Raw genomic sequence first — 24,029 nt, forward strand, 5'->3', positions numbered from 1 at the left:
ACCCGGGTGCTCGACGGCGGGGACGGACTGCGTCAGGTACGCGGACCGCTTTGAGTGACCTTGTCGGCCGCGAACGTCGCGGCCTGGTCGGTCATCCCGGACTGGATGTAGGAGACGTGCGCCATGATGTTGCCGCCGCCGGTGCAGATCGGGTCGTCCGGGGCGCACAGGCTGATGGTCTTGGCGGTGTAGAGCGGACTGATGGTCGGCAGCGGCTGGCCACCGTAGAGCATGCTCGAGAAGCCGCTGGAGGGCTCGCCGAACAAGGCGACCGCGGCGACGTGGTCGGCCACCGGGGCCGGCATCTGCACGGTCGACAGGTCGATTACGGTGGCGCCCTGCGAGTACCCGCCGAGCACGATCCTGGTCTTGGGACAGCTGGCGACGGTGCCCTGGATGTGGGCGCTCGCATCGTCGGAACCGGCCGACGAGCTCCCGTGGTAGTCGTCGTTGGCCGGATACTCCACGGCGTAGACGCCGACGGACCGCCCGCTGAGCTTCGAGGTCAGCGAGTCGACGAACGCCTCGCCGACGTTGCCCAGACCAGGGGCCTGATGGGTGCCGCGAGCGAACACCACCTCGACGTCGGAGCAGGGATCGGCGGCAGCGGCGGGAACGCCCAGGGGGGCGCTCAGCAAACCCCATGCCGTCGCGACCAGGACACCGAGGATGCGGGCGAGTCTGCGTGCGCTCATTTCCAAATCCTGCCACACCGTCGGTGGCGGCGATTTCGGCGACCGCTCCCGATCCGGCGGTGGCGGTGGGGGTCGACCAATTCGCCAACGCGGCCGCGGCCGATGCGTCGTCAGTGCATGAACGCGATGCGGCGGCTGCCGAACCCGCCGAGATCGCCGCCGTCGCGGCGTTCCTGCTGTCCCCGGCCCCCTCCTACCTCAACGGCCCCACGGTGGCTGCCTTCGGCGGGTGGATGTGCGGCGACACCGGGGCTACCGCTCTTCGACGTACGTCTAATTAATGGCCGAATCCCGAGATTTTGGCGACGGATTTCCCTAGAGTCCGAGTTTGCCGGCGCGCCGATGCTCCCGGTCACCCGCAGGACATGCGGGTGTCGTGCGAGGAGGAGGCCGAGAACATGAGCTTCCTGACGTTCCCGCCGGAGCTGAACTCGTCGCTGATGTTTTCCGGCGCAGGTGGGGCGCCGATGTTGGCTGCCGCCGCGTCCTGGGACGGGTTGGCCGCGGAGTTGGGGTCGGCGGCACAGGCGTTCTCCTCGATCACCTCGGGGCTGGCTGGGCAGGGCTGGCAGAGCCCGGCCGCTGCGGCAATGCTGGAGAGCGCCACCCGCTACGCGGGGTATTTGAGCGCGGCGCAGGCCCAGGCCCAGACGGCGGCCACCCAGGCCCAGGCGGTCGTGAGCGCCTTCGAGTCCGCCCGAGCGGCCATCGTGCACCCGCTGGTCGTGGCCACCAGCCGGAACCAGTTTGTGCAACTGGTGGTCTCGAACCTGTTCGGGCAGAACGCGCCGTCGATCGCGGCCGCCGAATCCGAGTACGAGCAGATGTGGGCTGCCGACGTGGCGGCGATGATCGGCTACCACGGCAACGTGTCGGCCGCGGCCGCCCAGATCGCTGCCTGGCCGGCCGCGCTGCAGGGGCTGTCGGCCCAACTCTCCGGCGCCCTCGGCACGAATTCGGTGGCGGCGGTGACGTCGGTGGCCGCCGGCAATCCCGTGGCCGGGCTGGTGGCCAACCCGGCGCAAACCCTGAGCGCCGACCTCGGCCAGGCCGAGCAGACCATCGTGAACCTGATCAATGCCCCCACCAACACGTTGCTGGGGCGCCCGCTGATCGGCAACGGCGCCAGCGGCGCCAACGGCACAGGGCAGGCCGGCCAGGCCGGCGGGATCCTGTGGGGCAACGGTGGCACCGGCGGGTCCGGTGCAAACGGGCATCCCGGCGGCGCCGGCGGCGCGGCGGGGCTGTTCGGCAACGGCGGTACCGGCGGCACCGGCGGGACCGGTTCCTACGGCGGGCCCGGCGGCCAGGGCGGCCTGTTGTTCGGCAGCCCCGGCACGTCCGGCGCCAACGCCAGCGGCGTGACTACCGGACAGGTCGGGCTGACGATGTACGCCACGACCGAGCCGATCGTCTACGCCTCGGTCAACGGCGGACCGAGCGTGCCCCTGCTGGTCGACACCGGATCCACCGGTCTGGTGATCCCGCTGCAAGACATCGGCATCTGGAACCTCGGCCTGCCCACCGGGATCGGCATGAGCGGCTACAGCGGCGGGCTCGACTACATCTACCTGACCTTCAACGCCCCGGTGAACTTCGGCAACGGGATCATGACCTCGCCGACCGCGATCGACGTGCCCATCTTCTCGTGGCCGACGAGTCTGGCCAATTTCCCGACCTCCTTCAGCCAGTTCTTCGCCTCCGACGGGGTGGTCGGCGTGATGGGCATCGGGCCGAACGCCGGCGGCCCCGGCCCCAGCAGCCCGCTCACGGCGTTGCCGGGCAACCTCAGCCAGGGCGTGCTGATTAACGAAGTGCAAAACACAACGACCAGCCTGACCTTCGGTCCCCCCCCGAACCTGACGTCGATAGCCCAGGTGAGCGGGGCGCCGATCACCACCCTGGACGTCACGGTCACCCCGCCGACGGGCAGCCCCTATTCCGTGACCTCTCTGCCCTCGATCATCGACACGGGCGGCGTGCAGGGAACGATCCCGCTCAACGTGCCGTCGGGAACGGTCGTCGACGTCTACGCTCCCGGCACCACACCGACGTTGCTGTACTCGTACACCTACAACGGCACCGCCACTTCCAATCCCCAGGCTTACTACCCGACGTATTACCCGGGCCTCATGAACACCGGGGCCCTGCCGTTCCTCCAGCACGAGGTGTACCTTTCCAACGCCGGTAACGGGTCGATGACCTTCTACTGACGCGCGACGTGAATTGCCTTGCCTGCCAGGCGCAGTCACCGGTAGGCCGCGCTTTCTTTGAGTTTGCTATGCCGGTGCGATAACGCCTTCGGGTGTTGGCGTTTGCCGTCGTACGATCCGCGTTGCGGCAACAGCGGATTCGGCGAAAGGACGCTACGGGATGAGCTTTTTCACCTGGCCCCCGGAGACCAACTCCGCGCTGATGTTCTCCGGTGCGGGCGGGGGCCCGATGTTGGCCGCGGCGGCATCGTGGGACGGGCTGGCCGACGCGTTGGGGTCAGCCGCCCAGGCGTTTTCGTCCACCACTTCGGGATTGGCCGGTCAAGCCTGGCAGGGCCCGGCTGCCGCGGCGATGCTCGCCGCCGCCACCCGCTACACGTCATTCCTGACCGCCGCACAGGCTCAGGCCGAAACCGCGGCGACCCAGGCGCAGGCGATCGTCGGGGCGTTCGAATCCGCCCGGGCCGCCACCGTGCACCCGCTGGCCGTCGCCGCCAACCGCGGTCAACTCGTAAGCCTGGTGGTCTCGAACCTGTTCGGGCAGAACGCGCCCGCGATCGCGGCCGCCGAGGCCGAATACGAAAACATGTGGGCCACCGACGTGGCCGCGATGATCGGCTACCACGGTGGCGTCTCGGCGGCGGCGCAAATATCGTCCTGGCCGGCGACCCTGGAGGGCCTGTCCGCCGAACTTTCCGGCGCACTGGCCAATCCCGTCCAGGCGTTGCAGGTCGAACTCGGCCGAGCCGAACAGACCGTCGTGAACGCGATCAACGCGCCCACCAACACCCTGTTGGGTCGCCCGCTCATCGGCAACGGAACCGACGGCGCCCCCGGGACCGGCCAGGCCGGCGGACCCGGCGGAATCCTCTGGGGCAACGGCGGAAACGGCGGATCGGGCACGGGAACGCAAACCGGAGGTCCGGGCGGCCCGGCGGGGCTGATCGGCAACGGCGGAACCGGCGGCACCGGCGGGTCCACCGCATACGGTGGGGCGGGCGGTATCGGCGGCTGGCTGCTCGGCAACAACGGCGCCCTCGGCGCACCCGGCGCCGACGCCCCGCAGAACGTCACCGTCCCCCTGACGATGTACAAGACCATCGAACCCATCGTCTACGCCTCGGTCAACGGCGGGCAGAGCGTGCCCCTGCTGCTCGACACCGGATCGACTGGGCTGGTGATTCCGCTCCGCTACATCGGGATTCAGCACCTGGGCATCCCCACCGGGTTCGGGACGAGCGGATACAGCGGGGGACTGGGATACTTCTACCTCACGTTCCAGGGGCCGGTCGATTTCGGCAACGGCGTCGTCGCCCCCTCGACCGCCTACAACGTCCCCATCTTCTCCTGGCCGACGAGCCTGTCGTCGTTCCCCACCTCGTTCAGCGATTATTTCGCCCCCAACGGGGTCGTCGGCGTCCTGGGCGTCGGGCCCAACGCGCTGGGTCCCGGTCCCAGCAGCCCGATCACGGCACTGCCGGGGAGCCTGAGCCAGGGCGTGCTCATCAACGAGGTCCTCGGCGCGACGCCCTATCTCGACTTCGGCCCGGCCCCGCAGGGCCTGCCCACGCTGGCCACGATCACCGGGGCGCCCATCAGCGACTTGTACGTCACGGTCGGCGGCCCGTACGGAAACCCCGCGCAATATCCGACCTACCAGCTCGGCTCGATCATCGACACCGGCGGCGTGCACGGAACCCTCCCGTCGTTCGTGAATGCACAAGAGGGACAAGAGATTTACGTCTACGCACCGGACAATCTCACGACACCGCTCTATGCCTACAACTACTACAGCAGCTATTACCCGACCGCGGCGCCCAACAACGCCCTGATGAACACCGGGGCGCTGCCCTTCCTCCTGCACCCGGTGTACCTGTCCAACGGCGGCAACGGCTCGATGACTTTCTATGTGTGACGCGACGTGCGCGCCTCACCGGATGACGTAGAGCGCAGCCGTTGCGATGGCCACGACCCCGAGAAAGGTGCGCAGTAGGGGGTCGGGCAGCAGTGGTTGCAGTCGGGCGCCCAGGTAGCCGCCGATGAGCCCGCCGACGCCGGCGGCGATGCCGATGACCCAGTCGGGTGCGATGTCGCGACCCGGGTGGGTGACGGCCAGGATCGCGTAGGTGAGGGCACCGGCGATCGAGGTGACGAAGGTCGACGTCAGGGCCGCCGGCGCGACGGTTGGGATCGGCAGGCCGCGGGCGACCAGGATCGGGCTGAGCAGCGATCCTCCGCCGATGCCGTAGATGCCCCCGACGACGCCGACGACCACGGCCAGCGCGGTGACGGATCGATTCGACGGTTCGCCCGGCGCCCGCCGCCGAGGACGGCGGCGCGTTCGGTTGGACAGGCACAGCCGAATTCCGAGGGGCAGCAGCAGGAGCGCGACGACGAGGCGAAACAGTCGCGGCCCGGGAATGAGGAATACCCGGATGACGGCACCACCGATGACTCCGGGCACGGTGCCGGCCAGCAGCAGCGCGGTCAGCGGGCTGCCCAGACGGGCCTTTGCCCGGTAACGGGCCAAGGCTCCGGGGATGGCGACGATGTTGAACAGCAGATTCGTGGGGGTGACCGCGGGATTGGGGACCTGCAAGACGCTCATCTGGAAGGGCAGCAGGAAGACCGCACCCGACACGCCCACCGGCGCGGCGGTCAGGGCGAGCGCAAGGCCCGCGGCGAAACTGATGAGCGCTGATTCTGCGGTCGACACCCCCGCACTATCACCGAACCGGTGGGATCGGACAAGCGCAGCTCTTCACCTCCGACGAAAACGCTTGCCCCCGTGGAGATCGAGTCAGGATGCCCCCGGTGGCTAGCGGGCGAACGTCGCCGCGATCTCCCCGGCCACCTCTTCTGCCACGCGCAGGGCCGGTTCGTCGGTGGCCGGGCCGAAGCGCTCCGCGACGCGGCGCCGGCGATGGTCCCGTGATCGGCGCTCACCTCGTGCAGGTCCACCGGCCAACCCACCTCGCGGAGGCGGGCGGCGAATCCCCTGCCGGCGGCGAGGGGAACAACGCCGTCGTGCGCGCCGTGCAGCAAGGTGAACGGGGTACCGGCGCGGTAGGCCGACAGTTGCTCGGTCGCGCGGTGACCCGAGATCGGATCGGCGACCATGAAGGCGGCGGCGAGGCAGACGGTGTGCGCCAGCGGAACGGCGAGGCGGGCCGCCGCGAGTGTCAGGCCCGCGGCGGCGGCGCCCCCCCAACGACCATCCGACGAGCACGATGCCGTGGTCGCCCTCGGCGCATGACCGCGCGAAATCGACGGACCGCAACAGCTCATCGCGACCGCCGTCGGGTGCGCGGGAGCTCCAATCGGGCGCCACCACGGTGGCGCCGTGCCGGCGAGCAGAGCGGCGAGGGGACCGACGGCCGCGCGGGCATCGGTCTGCATGCCACGCCAGAGCAGGACGGTGTGCCGCGCCGAACCCGCAGTAAACGTCCGCGAGGCAACCCGGCGCGTATTCCATTGTTTCCGGCGTGCGCATGGGCAAAGGCATGTCCGGCCGCGGATAGAACCAACCGTCGGAGTTTTGGCGCACGCAAAGTGAAATGGATAACAATTCGCCCGATCCAATGGCCCCTGAACTGCACCGATGCCATTACCGCCCGTGCCCGACCCTATTGACATACGTCTATTAGCTTGAATTCAAGATTTTTCGGGTGGCCCTGTCATAGGGTTCATTCACCGGCTGTCGTGATGCTTCCGATCGCTGTCGCCGCAGAGCGTGAGAAGCCCGTCACCGGTAACAGGTGGGGTGTTGTGGAGGGGAAGGACACCAGCGGGGATGAGTTTTCTGACGTCACCACCCGAGATCAACTCGTCGTTGATGTACTCCGGTGCGGGTTCGGGACCGATGCTGGCCGCGTCGGCGGCCTGGGACGGGTTGGCCAGCGAGTTGAGTTCGGCGGCCCAGTCGTTCTCCTCGATCACCGCGGGTCTGGCCGGCCAGGCGTGGCAGGGGCCCTCCTCCGCAGCGATGATGGCGACGGCGGCACGCTACACGAACGTGCTCAGTTCGGCGTCCGCCCAGGCGCAGACGGCCGCCGCCCAGGCGCAGGCTGTGGCCGGTGAGTTCGAGGCGGCGCTGTCGGCCGTCGTGCACCCCGAGCTGGTGCTCAGCAACCGCAACCAGCTGGTGCAGCTGGTCGTCTCGAACCTGTTCGGGCAGAACGCCCCGGCGATCGCGGCGACGGAAGCCGAGTACGAGGCGATGTGGGCCAAGGACGTGGCCGCGATGGTCGGCTACCACGGGGGAGTGTCCGCGGCCGCCGCGCAGCTGCCGAGCTGGCAGGCGGCGATGCAGAGCGCATCGGCCCAGCTGAACGGCGCGGTCGCCGCCAGCCCGGTCGGCTCGGCGCTGAGCTCGCTGGCCTCGGCCGCCAACGGCGGCTCCGTCGGCGGGGCGCTCACCAGCGCCGAACAGGGCGTCAACGTGGCCGTCAGCCAGGTCCGGTCGGACATCATCGGGGCGATCAACACGCCGACCGAGATGCTGCTCGGGCGTCCGCTGATCGGCACGGGAGCGACCGGGGCGGTCGGCAGCGCCGCCAGCAGCACCGCGAGCAGCGGCGCCGTGATCAACTCAAACGGCAGCGCGACCGCTCCGCTGACAATCGTCCAACATACCGAACCCATCGTGAACGCCTCCGTCGGCAGCGGGGGAAGCATCCCGCTGCTGGTCGACACCGGATCCACCGGCCTGGTGGTTCCCTACCAGGACGTCGGCGGACTCTTCGGCTTGCTCAGCAACGGTCTGCCCACCGGCTTCGGTTTGGGTGGCTACAGCGGGGGATTGGACTACCTGTATGCCACCTACAACATGCCGGTGAACTTCGGTGGCGGCGTCGTCACCAACTCGACCCCGGTCGACGTCGAGCTGTTCGCCTTCCCGACGAGCTTGCAGGGCCTGCAGAACTACGGCTTCTCGTTCCAGAACTTCTTCGCCGGCGACGGCGCGCAGGGCATCCTCGGTGTCGGTCCGAACGCGGGCGGCCCGGGGCCGAGCATTCCGACCCAGCACTTCGCGAACCCGTCGTGGGATCAGGGGCTGCTCATCAACGAAACAGGCACGAGCCCGTCGTTGAGCTTCGGGACACCGGCGCAATTGGGGTTGACCAACCCGGTGGCCACACTGCAGGGATCGCCGGTCACCGCCCTCAACGTCACGGAGGGGAGCGGGGCTTCGGCCGTCACCTACTCCAACGTGCCTTCGATCGTGGACTCCGGCGGTGTGGAGGGGACCTTCCCGACCTCCGTCCTCGGTACTCCCACACCCGGAACGTTGATCACGGTCTCTACGCCCGGGGGTACGCCGCTGTACTCGTACACCTATTCCGGTGGCACCAATGCGTATTACCCGACACCCATTTCGAGTGGGCTGATGAACACCGGCTCTGCGCCCTTCTCGCTCTTCCCGGCCTACATCGACTACGGCGCCAACACCACCACCCTCTACTAAGCGCGCCCGAGCCCGACGGCTCTCGGCGCCGCGTGAAGAACTCAACGCACCGCCGGTGCGTTTCACTCCGCTCGCAGGCCGGGTACCCATTCCGGCATGGGGTGGGTGACGCACCACGCGGTCGCGATCGTTTCGGCGTTGCTTGCCGCATTCTGGGCGGCGGTGGGCATCGTCGTTCGGCAGGAGGTCGCCCAGGGCGCTCCCGCCGGTGAGTCCTTGTCCGGCCCGATGGCGACGACGCTGGTTCGCGAGCCGCGTTGGTGGGCCGGGAGTCTGGCCGCCGTAGCCGGTTACGCGTTTCAAGCCCTGGCGCTCGCCCACGGATCCCTCTTGCTGGTACAACCGTTGCTGGTGTCGTCGCTGCTGTTCGCCCTGCCGCTGGGGGCGCGGCTCTGCCACCAGCACATCAGCTGGGCCGAGTGGGGATGGGCATCGCTGTTGACCGCCGCGCTGGCGATTTTCGTGCTCGTCGGTCAACCCCGCGAGGGCCACAACCGACCTCCGGCGCCGGCCTGGACCTTGGCGCTGTGCGTGGCGGTGCCGCTGGTGGTCGCCTGTGTCGTCGCCGCGCGGCGCGCCTGCGGCCGCGGGCGCGCCATGCTGCTGGCCGTCCCGGTCGCGGTTCTGCTCGGCATGATCGCCGTGTTGACCAAGATCTGCACGCACCGCTACGCGGTGGGCGGCTGGCAGGCGCTGCTGAGCGTGCCGGCTCCGTACGTACTGGTAGCACTTGCCGGCATGCTCACCGTGCTGCAACAGGCCGCGTTTCATGCCGGGGCGTTGCAGGCGTCAGTCCCGATCATGTTGGTGGGCGAACCGATCGTCGCGGTGCTGCTCGGCATTGCGGTGCTCGGTGAGCACCTGGCCGTGCGCGGCTCGTCGGGCGCGGTCCTGGCCATGGCGGCGGCGGTGATGGTGGTGGCCACCGTCGCGCTGGGTCGCGGTCAGGCACCCGAATCGGGCGCGCTGCCGGCGCAGCGTGCTGTCGACGCGCGCCCAGCGGAGTACGCAAGTCCATGCCCGTTCGACGGTCCGGTAGTCCGCGCCTGCGAGGCCCGCGCGATGCCACGCCGGACGATCAGTGCGCCGCAATCGCGTTGAGCTGTGGACGGATTCGTGCGATCAGCCCGTCCTCGACGTCCATGTGGAGCACCACCGAGTCCAACGCCACGGTGCCGCGCGAGTACGGCAGCATCGCCGGCATCTCCCCGACGCGGTCGACGAAGTCGGCGATGAAGGCGCGGTAGGCGGCCAGCGGCACGTCCAGCAACTGCGCCAAATCGTCCATCAGCGGCCCATACTCGCTGGCCACCGCCAGGCCGCGACAGCGTTCCACCATGCCCAGGAATCGGTCGTGGTAGTCCATCAACCGGGTGGCGGCGTGCACGATCCCCTCGGCGTCCGCGCTGCTCTCGTCGCCGGGCTCGCCGAACACGCCGACGAATGCCGGGGTGAGCATAAAGTCCTCGACATGCTTGATCAGCACGATCATCTCGCCCATGCGGTCGAGGACGAAGCGGCCCACCTCCCCCGCCTCATCAGCTCGACGCCTTCGACGCCGTAGACGCCCCGGGCGTCGCCGCGCTGGGCCCAGCGGTCTTGTTGGTCGGCGCGTCGCGCGAGTTCTTCGTTCGCCCACGATGACACCCCGTGAGGTTTGCGTCTCTCGGCCCTCCGGACGCGAACGGCGCAGTACATCCCGGCGCAGGCCGCCAGGGTCACCAGCCACCAAAAGGTTGTCATGCCGACCTCCCATGGACGACTGTGCGGATCGTCTGGCAAACCGCACCGTACGCCGCGGCACCGACAAAATCTGCCATCGGCCGCTACGCGGCGCCGGCCGAACCGTGCGGCCAAGAACGCCGCCCGTGGGCGCGAAACGCCTTCACCCGCAACCCCCTTCGAGGATCGGACACATCGTCGTCTGCTGCGCGCGCCAATAGTTGTACCGCCCGTCCCCGCGCTCGAGCCCCTCGGCGACCTGCTCGGGGCGACACCCAGGTTGTGGGCGTCGCAGACCTACTGCGTCGGGTCCGGGCCGCCGTCCGCGCTTGCCGGACTTGCCGATACCGCCATCGCCGGCGGCCCACACGATGCGGCGTGTGCCCCATACGCCGAACCGTACAGCGCTGGGATGCGGGAAGCCCGCATGTAGGCTGGGAGTTTGCTAGAAGCGGGGCGGCCGAACCGGAACGCCGCACCCACGACGCGGCCCACCGACGACATCCTCACAGCCCGAACAGATTCGGAACCGCGCAACGCGGCGTCAGTGTTGCGATCCGCCCGACGACTGTTCGCCGGCCGCCGTGCCGCCGCAGGGTTGTCGGACCCTCCGTGCACACTGCGAGTGTGGATGAAGAGGACGGCGGCGCGACAGCCGCGGTGCCACCGTCGACGCAGGCCGCACCGGAACTGGCGTGGTCGCTCGACGACGACGAGGCCATGCCCGTCGAGCGCCATTCCTGGCGCCTGGCGTGGGTGCAGGCGGCGGTCTTCGTGACGCTGGGCGCGGTGAGTGCGTTCGCGGTCGGCGCCGTCGGGTGGGTGCTGGTCCGCGGGCATGACGACTGGCGGCAGGCCCCGCCCGTCGCGCACCGGCCAGACGAGGTCACCCAGACCCCCGCCAGGAAGGCGCCCGCCGCGCTTGCGGCCCCGGCGACCGTCACGGTCGAGGCCACCCCGCCCACGGTCACCGTCAAGGCCACCCCGCCGACCGTCACGGTCAAGGCCACCCCGCCGACCGTCACCGTCGAACCGGCCCCCACGACCGTGACCGTCCCGGCCCCCGCCGGCCCGATCCACTTTCCGCGGCGGTCCGGCGATGCGGCGCCGCACGCGGTCGACCCCGCCGCCGATCAGCGGTTCCTCGACCAGATGCGGTCGCTGGGCTATGTGATCGTCAATCAGCAGCTGATCCTGCACAACGCGCACGAAGCATGCCGGCTGCTCCGGCAGGGCGATTCGCCTGAGCAGGTCGACCAGGAGATGGCGGCGCGGATGGGCACGAACACGGCCGACACCCTGCAACTGGTGTCCAGCGCGATGCTGGCCTACCCCGACTGCTACTGATGCGCCGACACGGGTCAGCGGCCGCGCCAGCGGGGCTTGCGCTTCTCGCGCCACGCTTGAATGCCTTCAGCCACATCCTCGGTCATCGCAGCCACCTTGCGCATGGTCTCACCGAAGCGCACCGACTCGATCCAGCCCATGTCCGCGGTTCGCCACGCCACCTCCTTGGTGGCCCGCTGGGCCAGGGGAGCGGCCTCGGTCAGGGTGCGGGCCCACGCCCGCGCCTCGGCCTGCAGGTCGTCGGGTTCGACCAGCTTCCACACCAGCCCGACCTCCTTGGCCCGCTGCGCGCTCATCGGCTTGCCGGTCAACAGCAACTCCATGGCGTTGGCCCAGCCCACCCGCTGGGGAAGCCGGATGGCCCCGACGATCGTCGGCACCCCGAGCGACACCTCGGGAAAGCAGAACGTGGCCTCGGTGCTGGCGATGACGAAGTCGCAGAACAGGACTCCGGTCAGCCCGTAGCCGATACACGGCCCGTGCACCGCGGCGATCGTCGGCTTGAACAACTCCATGCCGCTCTCGAAGCTGTTGATCGTCGGCTTTTCCCAGAAGGTGCCGCCGAAACTGCCGACCGAACCCTCGCCGTCCTTGAGGTCACCGCCGGCGCAGAAGACGTCGCCGTTGGCCGTGAGGATCCCCACCCAGGCGTCCAGGTCGTCGCGGAACCGGTCCCAGGCCGCGTTGATGTCCTGGCGCATGGCCCCGTTGATCGCGTTGCGCGCCTCGGGACGGTTCAGCGTGAGGGTGGCGACATGGTCGTCCAGGGCGTAGGTGACCAGGCTCATGGTTGCACCCTAGTGGCGGCGAGCATGGGCCTCAGGTCGTGCGGTCGGCCCAGCCCGGCGGAAGCTCGCCGGGTGCGGTGTCGATCACCGATTCGTCATCGGCGCCGACATGTTCGAACAGGGTGATGTAGGCGAATTCGGGCACCACGTAGATCGGGTAGGTGGGTCCCTCGTCGCGGTAGGCGCGCATCTGGTCGAGGTGGTCGTTCTGGAAGCACACCGTGCGCTCGCCGTGCTCCCGGATCCATTGCGGGAAGAAGATCACGCCGTGCAGCCGCCGCTTGCCGGGCATGACGTTGACCGCCACGCAGGTCCCGGTCGGTTCGGTCCAGGAGATCTTGAAGCTGTCGTCGTCGAGCTGCACCAGGTCGACCTGTTGGCCCTTGACCCATCGCCCGCCGACGTGGCCGGAATGGATGCGGTAGTCGATGGTGTGGTCGTTCTTGACGTACATCTCGTAGCGCCAGCCGTTGGCGTAGGTGTAGACGAACCGGTGCCCGACGATCCCGGACAGGTCCTGCGGCGGAATCGGGTTGTCGGCAGTGGTCATGGTGCGACGGTCTCACGACTGCGACATCGCGACGACGCATACCCTGGCTCTCGTGGCCGAACCGACCGTCAAGGAGCTGCGCGCTCGCCTCGACGGCCTGACCGTCCGCGACGGCGCACGCCTGGGCCGGCGGCTGAAGAACCTTCGCGGCGCCAAGCCCGGCACGCTGCGGCAGCTGGCCGATCTGGTCGGCGAGGCCGAAACGCTCGTCGCCAACCGGCGCGCCGCGGTGCCGACGATCACCTACCCCGACCTGCCGATCAGCGAGCGCCGCGAGGAGATCGCCGAGGCCATCCGGTCACACCAAGTCATCGTCGTCGCCGGCGAGACCGGGTCGGGCAAGACCACGCAGCTGCCCAAGATCTGTCTGGAACTCGGCCGCGGCGTCCGCGGCACCATCGGGCACACCCAGCCGCGCCGGCTGGCCGCGCGCACCGTCGCCCAGCGCATCGCCGACGAGCTGGACAGCCCGCTCGGCGACGCGGTCGGCTACGCCGTGCGGTTCACCGACCAGGTCAGCGACCGCACCCTGGTCAAGCTCATGACCGACGGCATCCTGCTCGCCGAGATCCAACGCGACCGCCGCCTGCTGCGCTACGACACGCTGATCCTCGACGAGGCCCACGAGCGCAGCCTCAACATCGACTTCCTGCTCGGCTACCTGCGCGAGCTGCTGCCGCGCCGCCCCGACCTGAAACTGATCGTCACCTCGGCGACCATCGAACCGCACCGCTTCGCCGCGCACTTCGGCGGCGCACCCGTCGTCGAGGTGTCGGGGCGCACCTACCCGGTGGAGATCCGCTACCGCCCGCTGGAGGTGCCCGTCGCGTCCGGCGCCGAGGACGATCCCGACGATCCCGACCACGAGATCGTGCGCACCGAAACCCGCGACGAGATCGAGGCGATCGTCGACGCCATCGGCGAGCTCGAGTCCGAGCCGCCCGGCGACGTCCTGGTGTTCCTGTCCGGTGAACGCGAGATCCGCGACACCGCTGAGGCTTTGAGCGGCTTGAAACACACCGAGGTGCTGCCGCTGTACGCGCGGCTGCCGACGGCCGACCAGCAGAAGGTATTCGCGCCGCATACCGGGCGCCGCGTCGTGCTGGCGACCAATGTCGCCGAGACGTCGCTGACCGTGCCGGGTATCCGCTACGTCGTCGACCCGGGCAACGCCCGCATCTCCCGCTACAGCCGCCGCCTCAAGGTGCAACGGCTGCCGATCGAACCGATCTCGCAGGCATCCGCACAGCAGCGGGCCGGCCGGTGCGGTCGGGTCGCGCCGGGCGTGTGCATCCGCCTGTACTCCGAGCAGGACTTCGCGGCCCGCCCGCGCTACACCGACCCCGAGATCCTGCGCACCAACCTCGCCGCGGTGCTGCTGCAGATGGCGGCGCTGCAGCTCGGGGATGTCGAGGACTTCGGGTTCCTCGACCCGCCGGACCGGCGCAGCGTGCGCGACGGCGTGCAACTGCTGGCCGAACTCGGTGCCTTCGACGCCCACGGCGCGATCACCGACCTCGGCCGGCGCCTGGCGCGGCTGCCCGTCGACCCGCGGCTGGGCCGGATGATCCTGGCGGCCCAAACCGAGGCGTGCGTGCGGGAGATCTTGGTGTTGGCGGCGGCGCTGACGATCCCCGACCCGCGGGAGCGCCCCGCCGACCGCGAGGACGCCGCCCGCCAGAAGCACGCCCGCTTCACCGACGAGCACTCGGACTTCGTGAGCTACCTCAACCTGTGGCAGTACCTGCGCGAGCAACGAAAGACGCTGTCCGGTAGTGCTTTCCGCCGGATGTGCCGCCAGGAATTCCTGCACTACCTGCGCATCCGCGAGTGGCAGGACCTCGTCGGGCAGCTGCGCAGCATCGCCCGCGACCTCGGAATCATGGAATCTGATGAGCCGGCCGACCCGGCACGGGTGCACGCGGCGCTACTTGCCGGGTTGTTGTCGCATGTGGGCATGCGGCGCGAGGACGGCCGTGAATTCCTCGGCGCCCGTAACTCGCGGTACGTGCTGGCGCCCGGTTCGTCGCTCAGCAAGCGGCCGCCGCGGTGGGTAATGGTTGCCGAGCTGGTCGAGACCAGTCGCCTCTACGGCCGCACCGCCGCGCGGATTCAGCCGGAGGTCGTCGAGCGGGTCGCGGGCGATCTGGTGCAGCGCAGCTACAGCGAACCGCACTGGGATGCCAAGCGCGGCGAGGTGCTGGCCGTCGAGCGGGTGACGCTGTACGGCCTGCCGCTGGTGGCGCGCCGCCGCGTCGGGTATGCCCGGGTGGAGCCGGCGGTGGCACGGGAGCTGTTCATCCGCCACGCGCTGGTGGAGGGCGACTGGCAGACCCGCCATCACTTCTTCCACGAGAACGCCCGGCTGCGCTCCGAACTCGAAGAGCTCGAGGGGCGGGCCCGTCGCCGGGACCTGCTCGTCGGCGACGACGACATCTACGCCTTCTACGACGCCCGCGTCCCCGCCGAGGCCGTCTCGGCGCGGAGTTTCGACGCGTGGTGGAAAAAGCAGCGGCACAACACACCCGGCCTGCTGACGTTGACCCGCGACAATCTGCTGCGCACCGAGGACACCGCCTGGGCGGACCGGCCCGACGCCTGGAGGGCCGGTGACGTCGCGCTGCCGTTGACCTACCGGTTTGAGCCCGGCGCCGCCGACGACGGCGTCACGGTGCACGTCCCGCTCGACGTGCTCACCCGCCTGGGCGGCGAGGAGTTCGCCTGGCAGGTGCCGGCGCTGCGCGAGGAGCTGGTGACCGCCCTCATCCGCGGGCTGCCAAAAGAACTGCGTCGCAACTTCGTTCCCGCCCCCGACACCGCACGCGCGGTACTGGCCACGATCGACCCGGCCGGGGGGCCGCTGCTGCCGGCGTTGCAGCGCGAATTGCGCCGCCGCAGCGGCGTTCTGGTGCCCCTCGACGCATTCGACCTCGACAAGCTGCCGCCACATCTGCGGGTTACGTTCGCCGTGGAGTCGCCGGACGGCATCGAGATCGCCCGCGGCAAGGACCTGCAGGTGCTGCAGGAGCGGCTGCAGGCCGTGGCGCGGAACGCCGTCGCCGACGCGGTCGCCGGCGACCTCGAGCGGACCGGCTTGCGCGCTTGGCCGGATGACCTGGAGCAGCTGCCGCGCGTCGTGGAGCGCACGGTCGACGGGCGTGCGGTGCAGGGCTATCCGGCCTTCGTCGACGCCGGCTCGTCGGTCGACGTGAGCGTGTTCGCGACGTCGGCCGAGCAGAACCGCGCGATGGGACCTGGCATTCGGAGGCTGATCCGGCTGAGCGCGCCTTCTCCGGCCAAAGCTGTTGAGCGAAAGCTGGATTCGCGGACCCGCCTGGCGCTGGGAACGAATCCCGACGGCTCGCTGTCCGCGCTGCTCAACGACTGCGCCGACGCCGCGGTGGATGTCCTGGTGCCCGGGCCGGTGTGGACGCTCGGCGAGTTCACCACGCTGCGCGAGCGGGTGGCGCGTGCGCTGCCGGCGATGACCGCCGACGTCGTTAGCCACGTCGAGACCGTGCTGTCCGCAGCGCAGGAGGTGCGGCTCGCTTTGCCCGCCCAGGCCCCGACACCGCAGGCCGACGCGATTGCCGACGTCCGTGCCCAGCTCGCCCGGCTGCTGCCGCCCGGGTTCGTCACCGCGACCGGGTACGCGCACCTCGCCGACCTGACCCGCTACCTGACGGCCATCGGCCGGCGTCTCGACCGGCTGCCCTACGCGCCCGAGGCGGATCGGGAGCGGATGGCCCGGGTCCACGCCGTGCAGGACGCCTACGACGAACTCCTGGGCGCGCTGCCGCCCGCACGGCGGGCGGTCGCCGACGTCCTCGATCTCGCCCGCGAGATCGAGGAGCTGCGGGTGAGCCTGTGGGCCCAGCAGCTCGGCACGCCGCGACCGGTCAGCGAGCAGCGGATCTACCGCGCGATCGACGCCGCACGCGACCGCCGTTGACCTGCCCGGCTGCGAACACGCGGCGGCAGTGGAAATATCGCGGTCGTGACCAAGAAACCGCAGACGATCTCCTACCCCGCACCAGGGTCTCGCCCACGCCGCCACGACCATCAGTCGCTCGAACCCCACGTCATCGTCCTCTTCGGGGCCACGGGCGACCTGGCCAAGCGCAAGCTGATTCCCGGTCTGGCCTACCTCGACCAGTCCGAGCTCGCCCCCGACATCCAGGTCGTCGCGACGTCGCTCGAGGACCTCAGCGACGACGAGTTCCGCGACATCGCCAAGAATGCGATCGACGCATTCGGCATCCACAAGCTCACGCCCGAGCAGTGGTCCAATTTCGCGAAGATCGTCACCTACGTCCCACAGAGCGCCGGACCCGAGGCGTTGGCGGCCGCGGTCGCCGAGGCCGAGAACACCCTCGGGCCCAAAGTGCGCCGGCTGCATTACCTGTCGGTCCCGCCCAGCGCGGCGCGCGCGGTCATCAACATGTTGCGTGACGCCGACCTCGTCGAGCGATCCCGAGTGGTGATGGAGAAGCCGTTCGGCACCGACCTGCCCAGCGCGGTCGCCCTCAACGACTTCTTGCACGAGACGTTCGAGGAGTCCCAGATCTTCCGGATCGACCACTTCCTGGGCAAGGAGGCGGCCCAGAACATCTTGGCGTTCCGCTTCGCCAACGGCCTGTTCGAGCCGATCTGGAACCGCAACTTCATCGACCACATCCAGATCGACATCCCCGAGGCCCTGGGCCTGGATGAGCGGGCGAACTTCTACGAGAGCACCGGCGCCTACAAGGACATGGTGGTGACCCACCTGTTCCAGGTGATGGCGTTCGTGGTGATGGAGCCGCCCACGGCGCTCGAACCATACGCCATCAGCGAGGAGAAGAACAAGGTGTTCCGATCGATGCTGCCGATCGAGACGTCGAACGTGGTTCGCGGCCAGTACAGCGGCTACCGCCAGGAACCCGGGGTGGCCAAGGATTCCGACACCGAGACGTTCATCGCGCTCAAGGTCGGCATCGACAACTGGCGCTGGGCCGGCGTGCCGATCTATCTGCGCACCGGCAAGAAGATGGCCGAGGGAATCCGGATCATCTCGATCGCGTTCCGGGAGGCGCCGCGCACCATGTTCCCGCCGGGGTCGGGAGTGGGCACACAGGGACCCGACCACCTCACTTTCGATCTCGCCGACAACTCCAAGGTGTCGCTGTCGTTCTACGGCAAACGGCCCGGCCCCGGCATGAAGCTGGACAAGATGTCGATGCAGTTCTCCTCGCAGGAGATCGAGACGGTGGTCGACGTGCTCGAGGCCTACGAACGACTCATCCTCGACGCGATGCGCGGCGACCATACGCTCTTCACCACCGCCGAGGGCATCGAATCCCTTTGGGAGCGCTCGGAAGAACTCCTCAACGATCCGCCGGCGGCCAAGATGTACCAGCCGGGCACGTGGGGCCCCAACGCCATTCACCAATTGATCGCCCCCAATGCCTGGCGGTTGCCGTTCGAGCGGGAATGGCGTGAAACGCGGTCATAGCCGAGTCATTTTCGGGCGCTGGCGCACGCGGTCTAACAATTATTCTCAGACAATAGTGCTGCGGAAAAATGACTATCGCCAACCGTGTCGCATGGTTGCTACAGTTCCTCTCTCGTTGGTTGCTCAACGCCCCGATTCGCGGGGTGTCCAAGAAGGGAAGCGCCATGTCGATGCTGGGTATCGACATGGCTGCCGTGACCGCGGTGAGCGGGAGTCTGAATGATCTAGGTTCTTGCGCCGCGCAACGCGAATGCCACAGCGGCGAGCCAAACTATCGCAATCACCGCGCTGGCCAGTCAGTTCACCTCCTGACCCGGTGGTATCAGCGGAACCTGGAACCTTGGTCTCCTAGCCCTGTCGCTGAGCCAGACGGGCGTTCCCGTCGGCCTCGACGGGTACGCCGGGGTCGCGAACGCGGCCGTCACGCTCACCACCGGCGGAGCGGGATTCCCCGCCATCACCGCGTTCTCGTTCAACTTGGACAGCTTCGGCTTCTCCATCTGAGAACTACGGCGTCGCTCCCGATTCGCTTCAGTCGTCGATGACGGTAAGGCCCCGGCGCTCGAGCTCGGCCAGGCTGTCACGCATGGCCCGCAGCTGCTCGGAGGAATGCCCCACCCAGTCGGTGATCTCGCCGATGATTCTCACCGGCTCTCGGGTGCGATAGGAGCGAGTCGGATTCCCGGGCAGTTTCTTGTCCGTCACGTTCGGGTCGTCTTCCAGTGCGCCTTGCGGTTCCACGACGTAGATGCGGCCGCGGCCTTCACCTCGCGCCAATTCGGCTCCCCACACTGCGGCGTCGAGTGTTCGCGTCACATAGACGTGGTTGGCGACGCGTCGTGCGCCATAGTTCGGCCGATGGCCGGGCACCAGACAATCGCCCACCGCCAGGTCGGCCTTGGTGCCGTGCAGGAGTGCGCCCGATTCGTGCGCCTCGAAAGGTACCGGTGCGCCGCCCACGCGCCCCCTCGTCTGCCGCATTTGCCTGGACGCACGATTGTGCAACGACCTCAGGGCTTGCCGCAAGCCCCCGACCGGGCCCTAAAGTGAGAGTGGGAAGTCTTCCGCCACGGGCCCGACAGGGGCTGACCGCCGTCACGGCCAACGCCATCGCGGCCGACTGGCCAGCGCATTGGTGGCGAGTGGCATCCACCACACCACGGCCGGACGACGACGACGGTCGAGGTTCTCAGGACCCCTTGATGAGTCGCAGCGCCCGCTCAGCTGTGGGAGTGGCAGATTGCGAGCAGAACTTTTTGCTCGTTCAGCATTTGCGTGATGGTGTTCAAGTAGGCGGTCTTATGGGTGGCGATGACATCGGTTGATGCACTTGATGCTCCATCACTACCGATGTCGTGGAGCAATGAGACCGTGTGAACGGACAGGTCCACCGACGCGCGGCAAACCCCCGACGGGCCCATCGGAGGCCATCCGCGGCAGATGGCGTGCGCAACTGGTCCGACCAAGCGCGATGTCGGGCAAGGGATCGACGACCCTTCCGCGCTGCGTGAGCTCCACCGCACCGGATTTCGCGAGTTCGCGGGCGACCTCGCGGGCGTCGAGCATCAGATCCGCCAGTGCTCACCGCCGACAGCCCGGGCGGCATCCGACGGGCACGTGCTGCTGTCCGGGCCAGGGTTCCGTGCCAGCGCACGCATGGCGGACTTCAGCCGTTGCCGGACCGGCCGGTCCGCCAGCGCGGCCGCAGCGTCGGCGGCACCGGGGCCGCCCTCGTCGGCGATCCGGCGCTACTGTGCGCGCAGGCGTTCGTCCATCTCGAACCGCGCAGCGCGGCTCAGTCCAATTCGGCGCTGAGATAGCTGATGGCGCCCCGGAACTGCTGCAGAACCTCGTTGTCGGGGACGACGAAGCCGTACTTCTCGTACACCTGGTCGGTGGGGTGGACGGTGACGTGCCAGCCGGTCGCCCCCAGGTGGTCGGCCGCCGGACGGCGTTCGCCGAGCCACACCAGTTCGGCGACGTCGATGTCCAGCCCGTGCTTGCGCCAGGTGCTGCGCATCGCCCGCGCACGCTCGTCGGTGAACACGCTCATGTCGGTGATGTTCTCTGTGGCCAGCCGGCTCCCGGGCGCGCTGAGCGCGGTGATGTTGTCCAGGAGGCGGTCCTGGGCCTCCGGCGGCAGGTAGGGCAGCAGACCCTCGGCGATCCACGCGGTCGGCGCGGCGACATCAAAGCCGTTGTCGCGCAACGCCGTCGGCCAGTCGTCACGCAGGTCGATGCTCACGGTACGCCGTTCGGCGGTCGGTTGCGCGCCCAGCGCGGCGAGTGTGTCGGTTTTGAAGGCGATGACCTCGGGCTGGTCGACCTCGAAAACCACCATGCCCGGCGGCCAGGCCAACCGGTAGGCCCGCGCGTCCAGCCCGGCCGCCAGAATGACGGCCTGGCGTATCCCGGCGGCGGCCGCGTCCTGGAAGAAGTCGTCGAAGAACCTGGTCCGCACCGTCATCTGCTCGCGCCGCTGCTGCAGGGTCATGGGCGCATCGTCGTTCTCGAGGGGGAGCTGCCCGTCCAGCATCCGGATGAAGAAAGGGTGCCCGACCGCGCGCACCAGCGGCTCGGCGAAGCGGTCGTCGAGCAGGGGATCGGGCCCCCGCGATGCGAGCGCTCGTGAGGCCGCCACCATCGTGGCGGTCGCTCCGACGCTGGAGGCCAGGTCCCAGCTGTCGCCCTCGCTGCGCGCCGAACCAAAGGATGACATCGGTTTCTCCCTCCCGGCGTGACGCCGCCACCAGTTACCTCATCGAGGTCGAAGCGTACTTTCTCCTATGCTGCGCTCAGCATGCACCCGGCACTCGACGACAGGAAGCGAAGCAGTCCATGGCACCGACACTGCGCCCGCGCCGATCCGCTCTCTACCTGCCCGGCAACAAGGCCCGGGCGCTCGAGAAGGGCAAGACGCTGCCCGCAGACGTGCTCATCTTCGACCTGGAGGACGCGGTGGGGCCCGACGCCAAAGCCGAGGCACGAACGACGGTGTGCGAGGCAGTCGCGTCGGAAAGCTACCGGCCCCGCGAGGTCGTCGTGCGCATCAACGGCCTGGGCACCGATTGGCACGACGACGATCTGGCGGCGGTGGCCGGTTCGCCCGCCCACGGGGTGCTCGTGCCCAAGGTGGAGACCGGCGAGCAGGTGCGGGCGCTAGACGCCAGGCTCGAGCGGCTCGGCGCGCCGGAGTCGTTGCGGTTGTGGGTGATGATCGAGACGCCCCGGTCGTTCCTCAAGGCCGAGGAGATCGCCTCGGCCAGTGAGCGTTTGGCGGCGCTGGTAGTCGGCACCAACGACCTGGTCAACGATTTGCACGCGCTGCACGTGCCCGGACGGGCACCGATCGTGCCGGCGTTGACTTTGGCGGTGCTGGGGGCGAGGGCCGCCGGCAAGGTGGTGCTGGACGGCGTGTTCAACGACATCACCGACGCGGAGGGCTTCCGGGCGCAGGCCCGCCAGGGACGCGAAATGGGTTTCGACGGGAAGACCTTGATTCACCCCTCCCAGATTGGTGCGGCCAATGACCTCTTCGGTCCGTCGGAGGGGGAGTTGGCCGACGCCCGTAAGGTCGTCGCGGCTTACGAGCAGGCTAAGGCTTCGGGCGCCAGCGTGATCACCGTCGACGGCCGCATGGTTGAGAGCCTGCACGTCCGCAACGCCGAGCGGATTCTCGCTCTGGCCGAACGCATCTCGGAGATGGAATCCGCCTCCTGAGTCACGGCAGCACGCCCGTGGTCGCATCCGTGTGCTTGAATGCGTTGCCCGGGGTGGGCGGGTGCGGTTCGCGCGCGAAGCTGCCCAGCCGCATCACAGCACGTAGGCGCCCATGTAGAGCACGGCCGCCTGACCCAGGACCGAGCCGACCACGACGACTTGTCCCGCGCCGCGCTGCCTGAAATCGCTTATCGCACAGCGGGACACGTTGGCAGCCCCGAGCACGTTGGTTGTGACCACTTTGTCGAAGACCTCGGCGCGCACCTGGGTGAACCGGCCGAACGCCGGCACGGCGGCGTTTTGGACCACGACGTCCAGGCCGCCGTAGCGCGTGACCGCCGCGCCGATCGGGTAATCAGGGCGGCATCGCCCGCGCCGTTGTACCGTCGAAGAGGTGACGGTGCTGAGTCAGCTGGGTGCGGTGCGGGAATCGCTGGGCGCCAGGTTGTTCGCCATGGTTGCCGGCCCCGACGGCCCGGCCCAGCGGACGCGGATCCATGAGACGCCGGGGCCGCGGTGGTTCGACGAGGACCGCCCCATCCGCAGGGTGAACGCCGACGCGTCGATGTTCGTCGGTGGGTTGCGCGCGCTGCTGCTGCAGTCGTTGCACCCGCTGGCCATGGCCGGCGTGGCCCAACACTCGAACTACCGGGGCGATCCGTGGGGCCGACTGCAGCGCACGAGCACCTTCTTGGCCGTCACGACGTTCGGGACGGCGGCCGACGCGCAGCGCGCCGTCGATCGGGTGCGGGGGATTCACCGCCGGGTGCATGGGGTGGCGGACGACGGAAGGCCGTATTCCGGCACGGATCCGCACCTTTTGGAGTGGGTGCACATCACCGAGGTGGACAGCTTCCTGCTGGCGCACAAGCTGTACGGCGCCGCTCCGCTGGACCGCAGCGGTCGTGACGCCTACGTGGCGGACATGGCATATGTGGCAACCCGACTCGGGGTGGTCGATCCGCCGCGCACCGAGCATGAGCTGGTGGAGCGTATCGCGGCGTACCGTCCGGAGCTGCGCGGCACGTCGGCGGCACGCGACGCCGCCCGGTATCTGTTGCTGACCCCGCCGCTGCCGCTGGCCGCCAGGGCGCCCTACGCGGTGCTGGCGGCGACGTCGGTGGGGATGCTTCCCGCGTGGGCGCGCACACCGCTGCTGTTGCCGTACTTCCCCCCGATCGAGCGCACCCTGGGCCGCACGGCCGGTCGCGCGCTGGTCGGCGGCATCCGCTGGGCCATGACGGGCTGACAGTACGCCGCTGACGGTAACGTTGTGCGCCGTGAACGACTTCGTTGTCGTCAAGGTCAAGCCCGGCAGCAGCAAGGGCCCGCTCGTCGAGACCGGCCCCGACGGCGACCTGACGATCTACGTCCGGGAGCGCGCCGTCGAGGGCAAGGCCAACGACGCCGTCATTCGGTTGCTGGCTACCCACCTACGCCTGCCCCCGAGCCGAGTCGAACTGGTGTCCGGAAAGACCTCGCGGCTCAAGCGATTCCGCGTGCACCGAGCGGCGTCGCCGACGGATGACACCCGGACGTAGTTCCACACCTCGGCAGCAACGTCCGCGAGCTGCTGCCATGCTGAACCCGGGAGCGCCGATCATTCTGGCGAGTTCGACCACGGCATACAACGGGACGCCGGCGTTCAGTGCCTACGCGGCCTCCAAGGCCGCGATCCTCTCCTTCGGCCGCACCTGGGCGGCCGAACTCGTCGATCGCAACATCCGCGTCAACACGGTCGTGCCCGGCCCCGTCGAAACGCCTGGCCTGACGGAGCTGGTTCCCGCCGAGCAGAAACAAGGTCTCCTGGATACCCAAGCGGCCGTGGTACCGATGAGGCGGGTGGGCCGGCTCGAGGAGATCGCTGCAGCGGTGGTGTTTCTCGCCTCCGGTGCCAGCAGCTTCATGACGGGAAGCGAGTTGTTCGTCGACGGCGGCGCCGAACAGTTGTAGAGTGCCCGTCACGTCACAGCCGGGCATGGCGCAGACGGGATTGAGCCGCAAGGCTATTCGTAGCTCCGCTACGGCGAAGC

19 protein-coding genes and 3 pseudogenes are annotated in these 24,029 nt (G+C 69.0%); 12 read left to right on the forward strand and 10 right to left on the reverse strand.

Features of this window, described 5'->3' with window-relative positions:
- Nucleotides 1-32: 32 nt before the first annotated feature.
- Nucleotides 33-695, reverse strand: coding sequence for a cutinase family protein (locus AB8998_RS15435; RefSeq protein WP_369738680.1), 663 nt, complete (start codon nucleotides 693-695; stop codon nucleotides 33-35).
- Nucleotides 696-718: 23 nt separating this feature from the next.
- Here AB8998_RS15435 and AB8998_RS15440 point away from each other — a divergent pair, with 23 nt between their 5' ends.
- The 3 genes from AB8998_RS15440 to AB8998_RS15450 all read left to right on the forward strand — a co-directional run bounded on the left by AB8998_RS15440 (nucleotide 719) and on the right by AB8998_RS15450 (nucleotide 4,823).
- Complete coding sequence (locus tag AB8998_RS15440; RefSeq protein ID WP_369738681.1) at nucleotides 719-976, forward strand: hypothetical protein; 258 nt, start codon at nucleotides 719-721, stop codon at nucleotides 974-976.
- An 84-nt stretch (nucleotides 977-1,060) separates the two neighbouring features.
- Nucleotides 1,061-2,908 (forward strand): PecA family PE domain-processing aspartic protease, encoded by a 1,848-nt coding sequence (locus AB8998_RS15445; protein WP_369738682.1) that lies wholly within the window; start codon nucleotides 1,061-1,063, stop codon nucleotides 2,906-2,908.
- Nucleotides 2,909-3,068: 160 nt separating this feature from the next.
- Nucleotides 3,069-4,823 (forward strand): PecA family PE domain-processing aspartic protease, encoded by a 1,755-nt coding sequence (locus tag AB8998_RS15450; protein WP_369738683.1) that lies wholly within the window; start codon nucleotides 3,069-3,071, stop codon nucleotides 4,821-4,823.
- 15 nt (nucleotides 4,824-4,838) lie between these two features.
- Here AB8998_RS15450 and AB8998_RS15455 read toward each other — a convergent pair whose 3' ends face one another.
- Nucleotides 4,839-5,624, reverse strand: coding sequence for a TSUP family transporter (locus AB8998_RS15455; RefSeq protein WP_369738684.1), 786 nt, complete (start codon nucleotides 5,622-5,624; stop codon nucleotides 4,839-4,841).
- A 102-nt stretch (nucleotides 5,625-5,726) separates the two neighbouring features.
- Nucleotides 5,727-6,383: pseudogene (locus AB8998_RS15460) on the reverse strand (alpha/beta fold hydrolase).
- Nucleotides 6,384-6,701: 318 nt separating this feature from the next.
- On the opposite strand from AB8998_RS15460, the gene AB8998_RS15465 reads away from it, so the two are divergent.
- Entirely contained in the window at nucleotides 6,702-8,375 is a 1,674-nt protein-coding gene (locus tag AB8998_RS15465) for a PecA family PE domain-processing aspartic protease (RefSeq protein WP_369738685.1), read from the forward strand.
- Between the two features lie 96 nt (nucleotides 8,376-8,471).
- Nucleotides 8,472-9,476 carry a DMT family transporter gene (locus AB8998_RS15470; protein WP_369738686.1) on the forward strand — a complete coding sequence of 335 codons (1,005 nt, stop codon included), beginning with the start codon at nucleotides 8,472-8,474 and terminating at the stop codon, nucleotides 9,474-9,476.
- On the opposite strand, the gene AB8998_RS15475 is transcribed toward AB8998_RS15470, so the two are convergent.
- Nucleotides 9,454-9,900 (reverse strand): hypothetical protein, encoded by a 447-nt coding sequence (locus AB8998_RS15475; RefSeq protein WP_369738687.1) that lies wholly within the window; start codon nucleotides 9,898-9,900, stop codon nucleotides 9,454-9,456. The genes AB8998_RS15470 and AB8998_RS15475 overlap by 23 nt on opposite strands.
- An 824-nt stretch (nucleotides 9,901-10,724) precedes the next feature.
- On the opposite strand from AB8998_RS15475, the gene AB8998_RS15480 reads away from it, so the two are divergent.
- A complete protein-coding gene (locus tag AB8998_RS15480) occupies nucleotides 10,725-11,444 on the forward strand; it encodes a DUF732 domain-containing protein (protein ID WP_369738688.1) in 720 nt (239 codons plus the stop codon).
- A gap of 14 nt (nucleotides 11,445-11,458) precedes the next feature.
- Here AB8998_RS15480 and AB8998_RS15485 read toward each other — a convergent pair whose 3' ends face one another.
- Both AB8998_RS15485 and AB8998_RS15490 read right to left on the reverse strand, forming a co-directional pair.
- The gene (locus tag AB8998_RS15485; protein WP_369738689.1) at nucleotides 11,459-12,232 is read right to left on the reverse strand and encodes an enoyl-CoA hydratase/isomerase family protein; all 774 of its coding nucleotides are present in this window, start codon (nucleotides 12,230-12,232) and stop codon (nucleotides 11,459-11,461) included.
- 31 nt (nucleotides 12,233-12,263) lie between these two features.
- Nucleotides 12,264-12,782, reverse strand: coding sequence for a phenolic acid decarboxylase (locus AB8998_RS15490; protein WP_369738690.1), 519 nt, complete (start codon nucleotides 12,780-12,782; stop codon nucleotides 12,264-12,266).
- A gap of 43 nt (nucleotides 12,783-12,825) precedes the next feature.
- On the opposite strand from AB8998_RS15490, the gene hrpA reads away from it, so the two are divergent.
- Together hrpA and zwf are read left to right on the forward strand one after the other, a co-directional pair.
- The gene (gene hrpA / locus AB8998_RS15495; RefSeq protein ID WP_369741591.1) at nucleotides 12,826-16,734 is read left to right on the forward strand and encodes an ATP-dependent RNA helicase HrpA; all 3,909 of its coding nucleotides are present in this window, start codon (nucleotides 12,826-12,828) and stop codon (nucleotides 16,732-16,734) included.
- A gap of 36 nt (nucleotides 16,735-16,770) precedes the next feature.
- A complete protein-coding gene (gene zwf, locus AB8998_RS15500; RefSeq protein ID WP_369741592.1) occupies nucleotides 16,771-18,276 on the forward strand; it encodes a glucose-6-phosphate dehydrogenase in 1,506 nt (501 codons plus the stop codon).
- Nucleotides 18,277-18,807: 531 nt separating this feature from the next.
- Here the strand turns inward: zwf and arr are convergent.
- The 3 genes and pseudogenes from arr to AB8998_RS15515 form a co-directional block, all read right to left on the reverse strand.
- Complete coding sequence (gene arr / locus AB8998_RS15505; RefSeq protein WP_369738691.1) at nucleotides 18,808-19,236, reverse strand: NAD(+)--rifampin ADP-ribosyltransferase; 429 nt, start codon at nucleotides 19,234-19,236, stop codon at nucleotides 18,808-18,810.
- Between the two features lie 384 nt (nucleotides 19,237-19,620).
- Nucleotides 19,621-20,018: pseudogene (locus tag AB8998_RS15510) on the reverse strand (DUF3253 domain-containing protein).
- A 53-nt stretch (nucleotides 20,019-20,071) separates the two neighbouring features.
- On the reverse strand, nucleotides 20,072-20,995 hold the full coding sequence (locus tag AB8998_RS15515; RefSeq protein ID WP_369738692.1) for a class I SAM-dependent methyltransferase: 924 nt from the start codon (nucleotides 20,993-20,995) through the stop codon (nucleotides 20,072-20,074).
- A gap of 119 nt (nucleotides 20,996-21,114) precedes the next feature.
- Between AB8998_RS15515 and AB8998_RS15520 the strand changes: the two genes are divergently transcribed.
- A complete protein-coding gene (locus AB8998_RS15520) occupies nucleotides 21,115-21,996 on the forward strand; it encodes an HpcH/HpaI aldolase/citrate lyase family protein (protein ID WP_369738693.1) in 882 nt (293 codons plus the stop codon).
- A 93-nt stretch (nucleotides 21,997-22,089) separates the two neighbouring features.
- Here AB8998_RS15520 and AB8998_RS15525 read toward each other — a convergent pair whose 3' ends face one another.
- A complete protein-coding gene (locus tag AB8998_RS15525) occupies nucleotides 22,090-22,344 on the reverse strand; it encodes an SDR family NAD(P)-dependent oxidoreductase (RefSeq protein WP_369741593.1) in 255 nt (84 codons plus the stop codon).
- A 106-nt stretch (nucleotides 22,345-22,450) separates the two neighbouring features.
- Here AB8998_RS15525 and AB8998_RS15530 point away from each other — a divergent pair, with 106 nt between their 5' ends.
- From AB8998_RS15530 to AB8998_RS15540, 3 genes and pseudogenes are all read left to right on the forward strand, one after another.
- On the forward strand, nucleotides 22,451-23,245 hold the full coding sequence (locus AB8998_RS15530; RefSeq protein ID WP_369741594.1) for an oxygenase MpaB family protein: 795 nt from the start codon (nucleotides 22,451-22,453) through the stop codon (nucleotides 23,243-23,245).
- Between the two features lie 31 nt (nucleotides 23,246-23,276).
- Complete coding sequence (locus tag AB8998_RS15535; protein WP_369738694.1) at nucleotides 23,277-23,537, forward strand: DUF167 domain-containing protein; 261 nt, start codon at nucleotides 23,277-23,279, stop codon at nucleotides 23,535-23,537.
- Nucleotides 23,538-23,574: 37 nt separating this feature from the next.
- Nucleotides 23,575-23,949 (forward strand): annotated as a pseudogene (locus AB8998_RS15540) (SDR family oxidoreductase); the annotation flags it as partial.
- Nucleotides 23,950-24,029: the final 80 nt, after the last annotated feature.

The sequence above is a fragment of the Mycobacterium sp. HUMS_12744610 genome, assembly GCF_041206865.1.
Taxonomy (GTDB): domain Bacteria; phylum Actinomycetota; class Actinomycetes; order Mycobacteriales; family Mycobacteriaceae; genus Mycobacterium; species Mycobacterium servetii.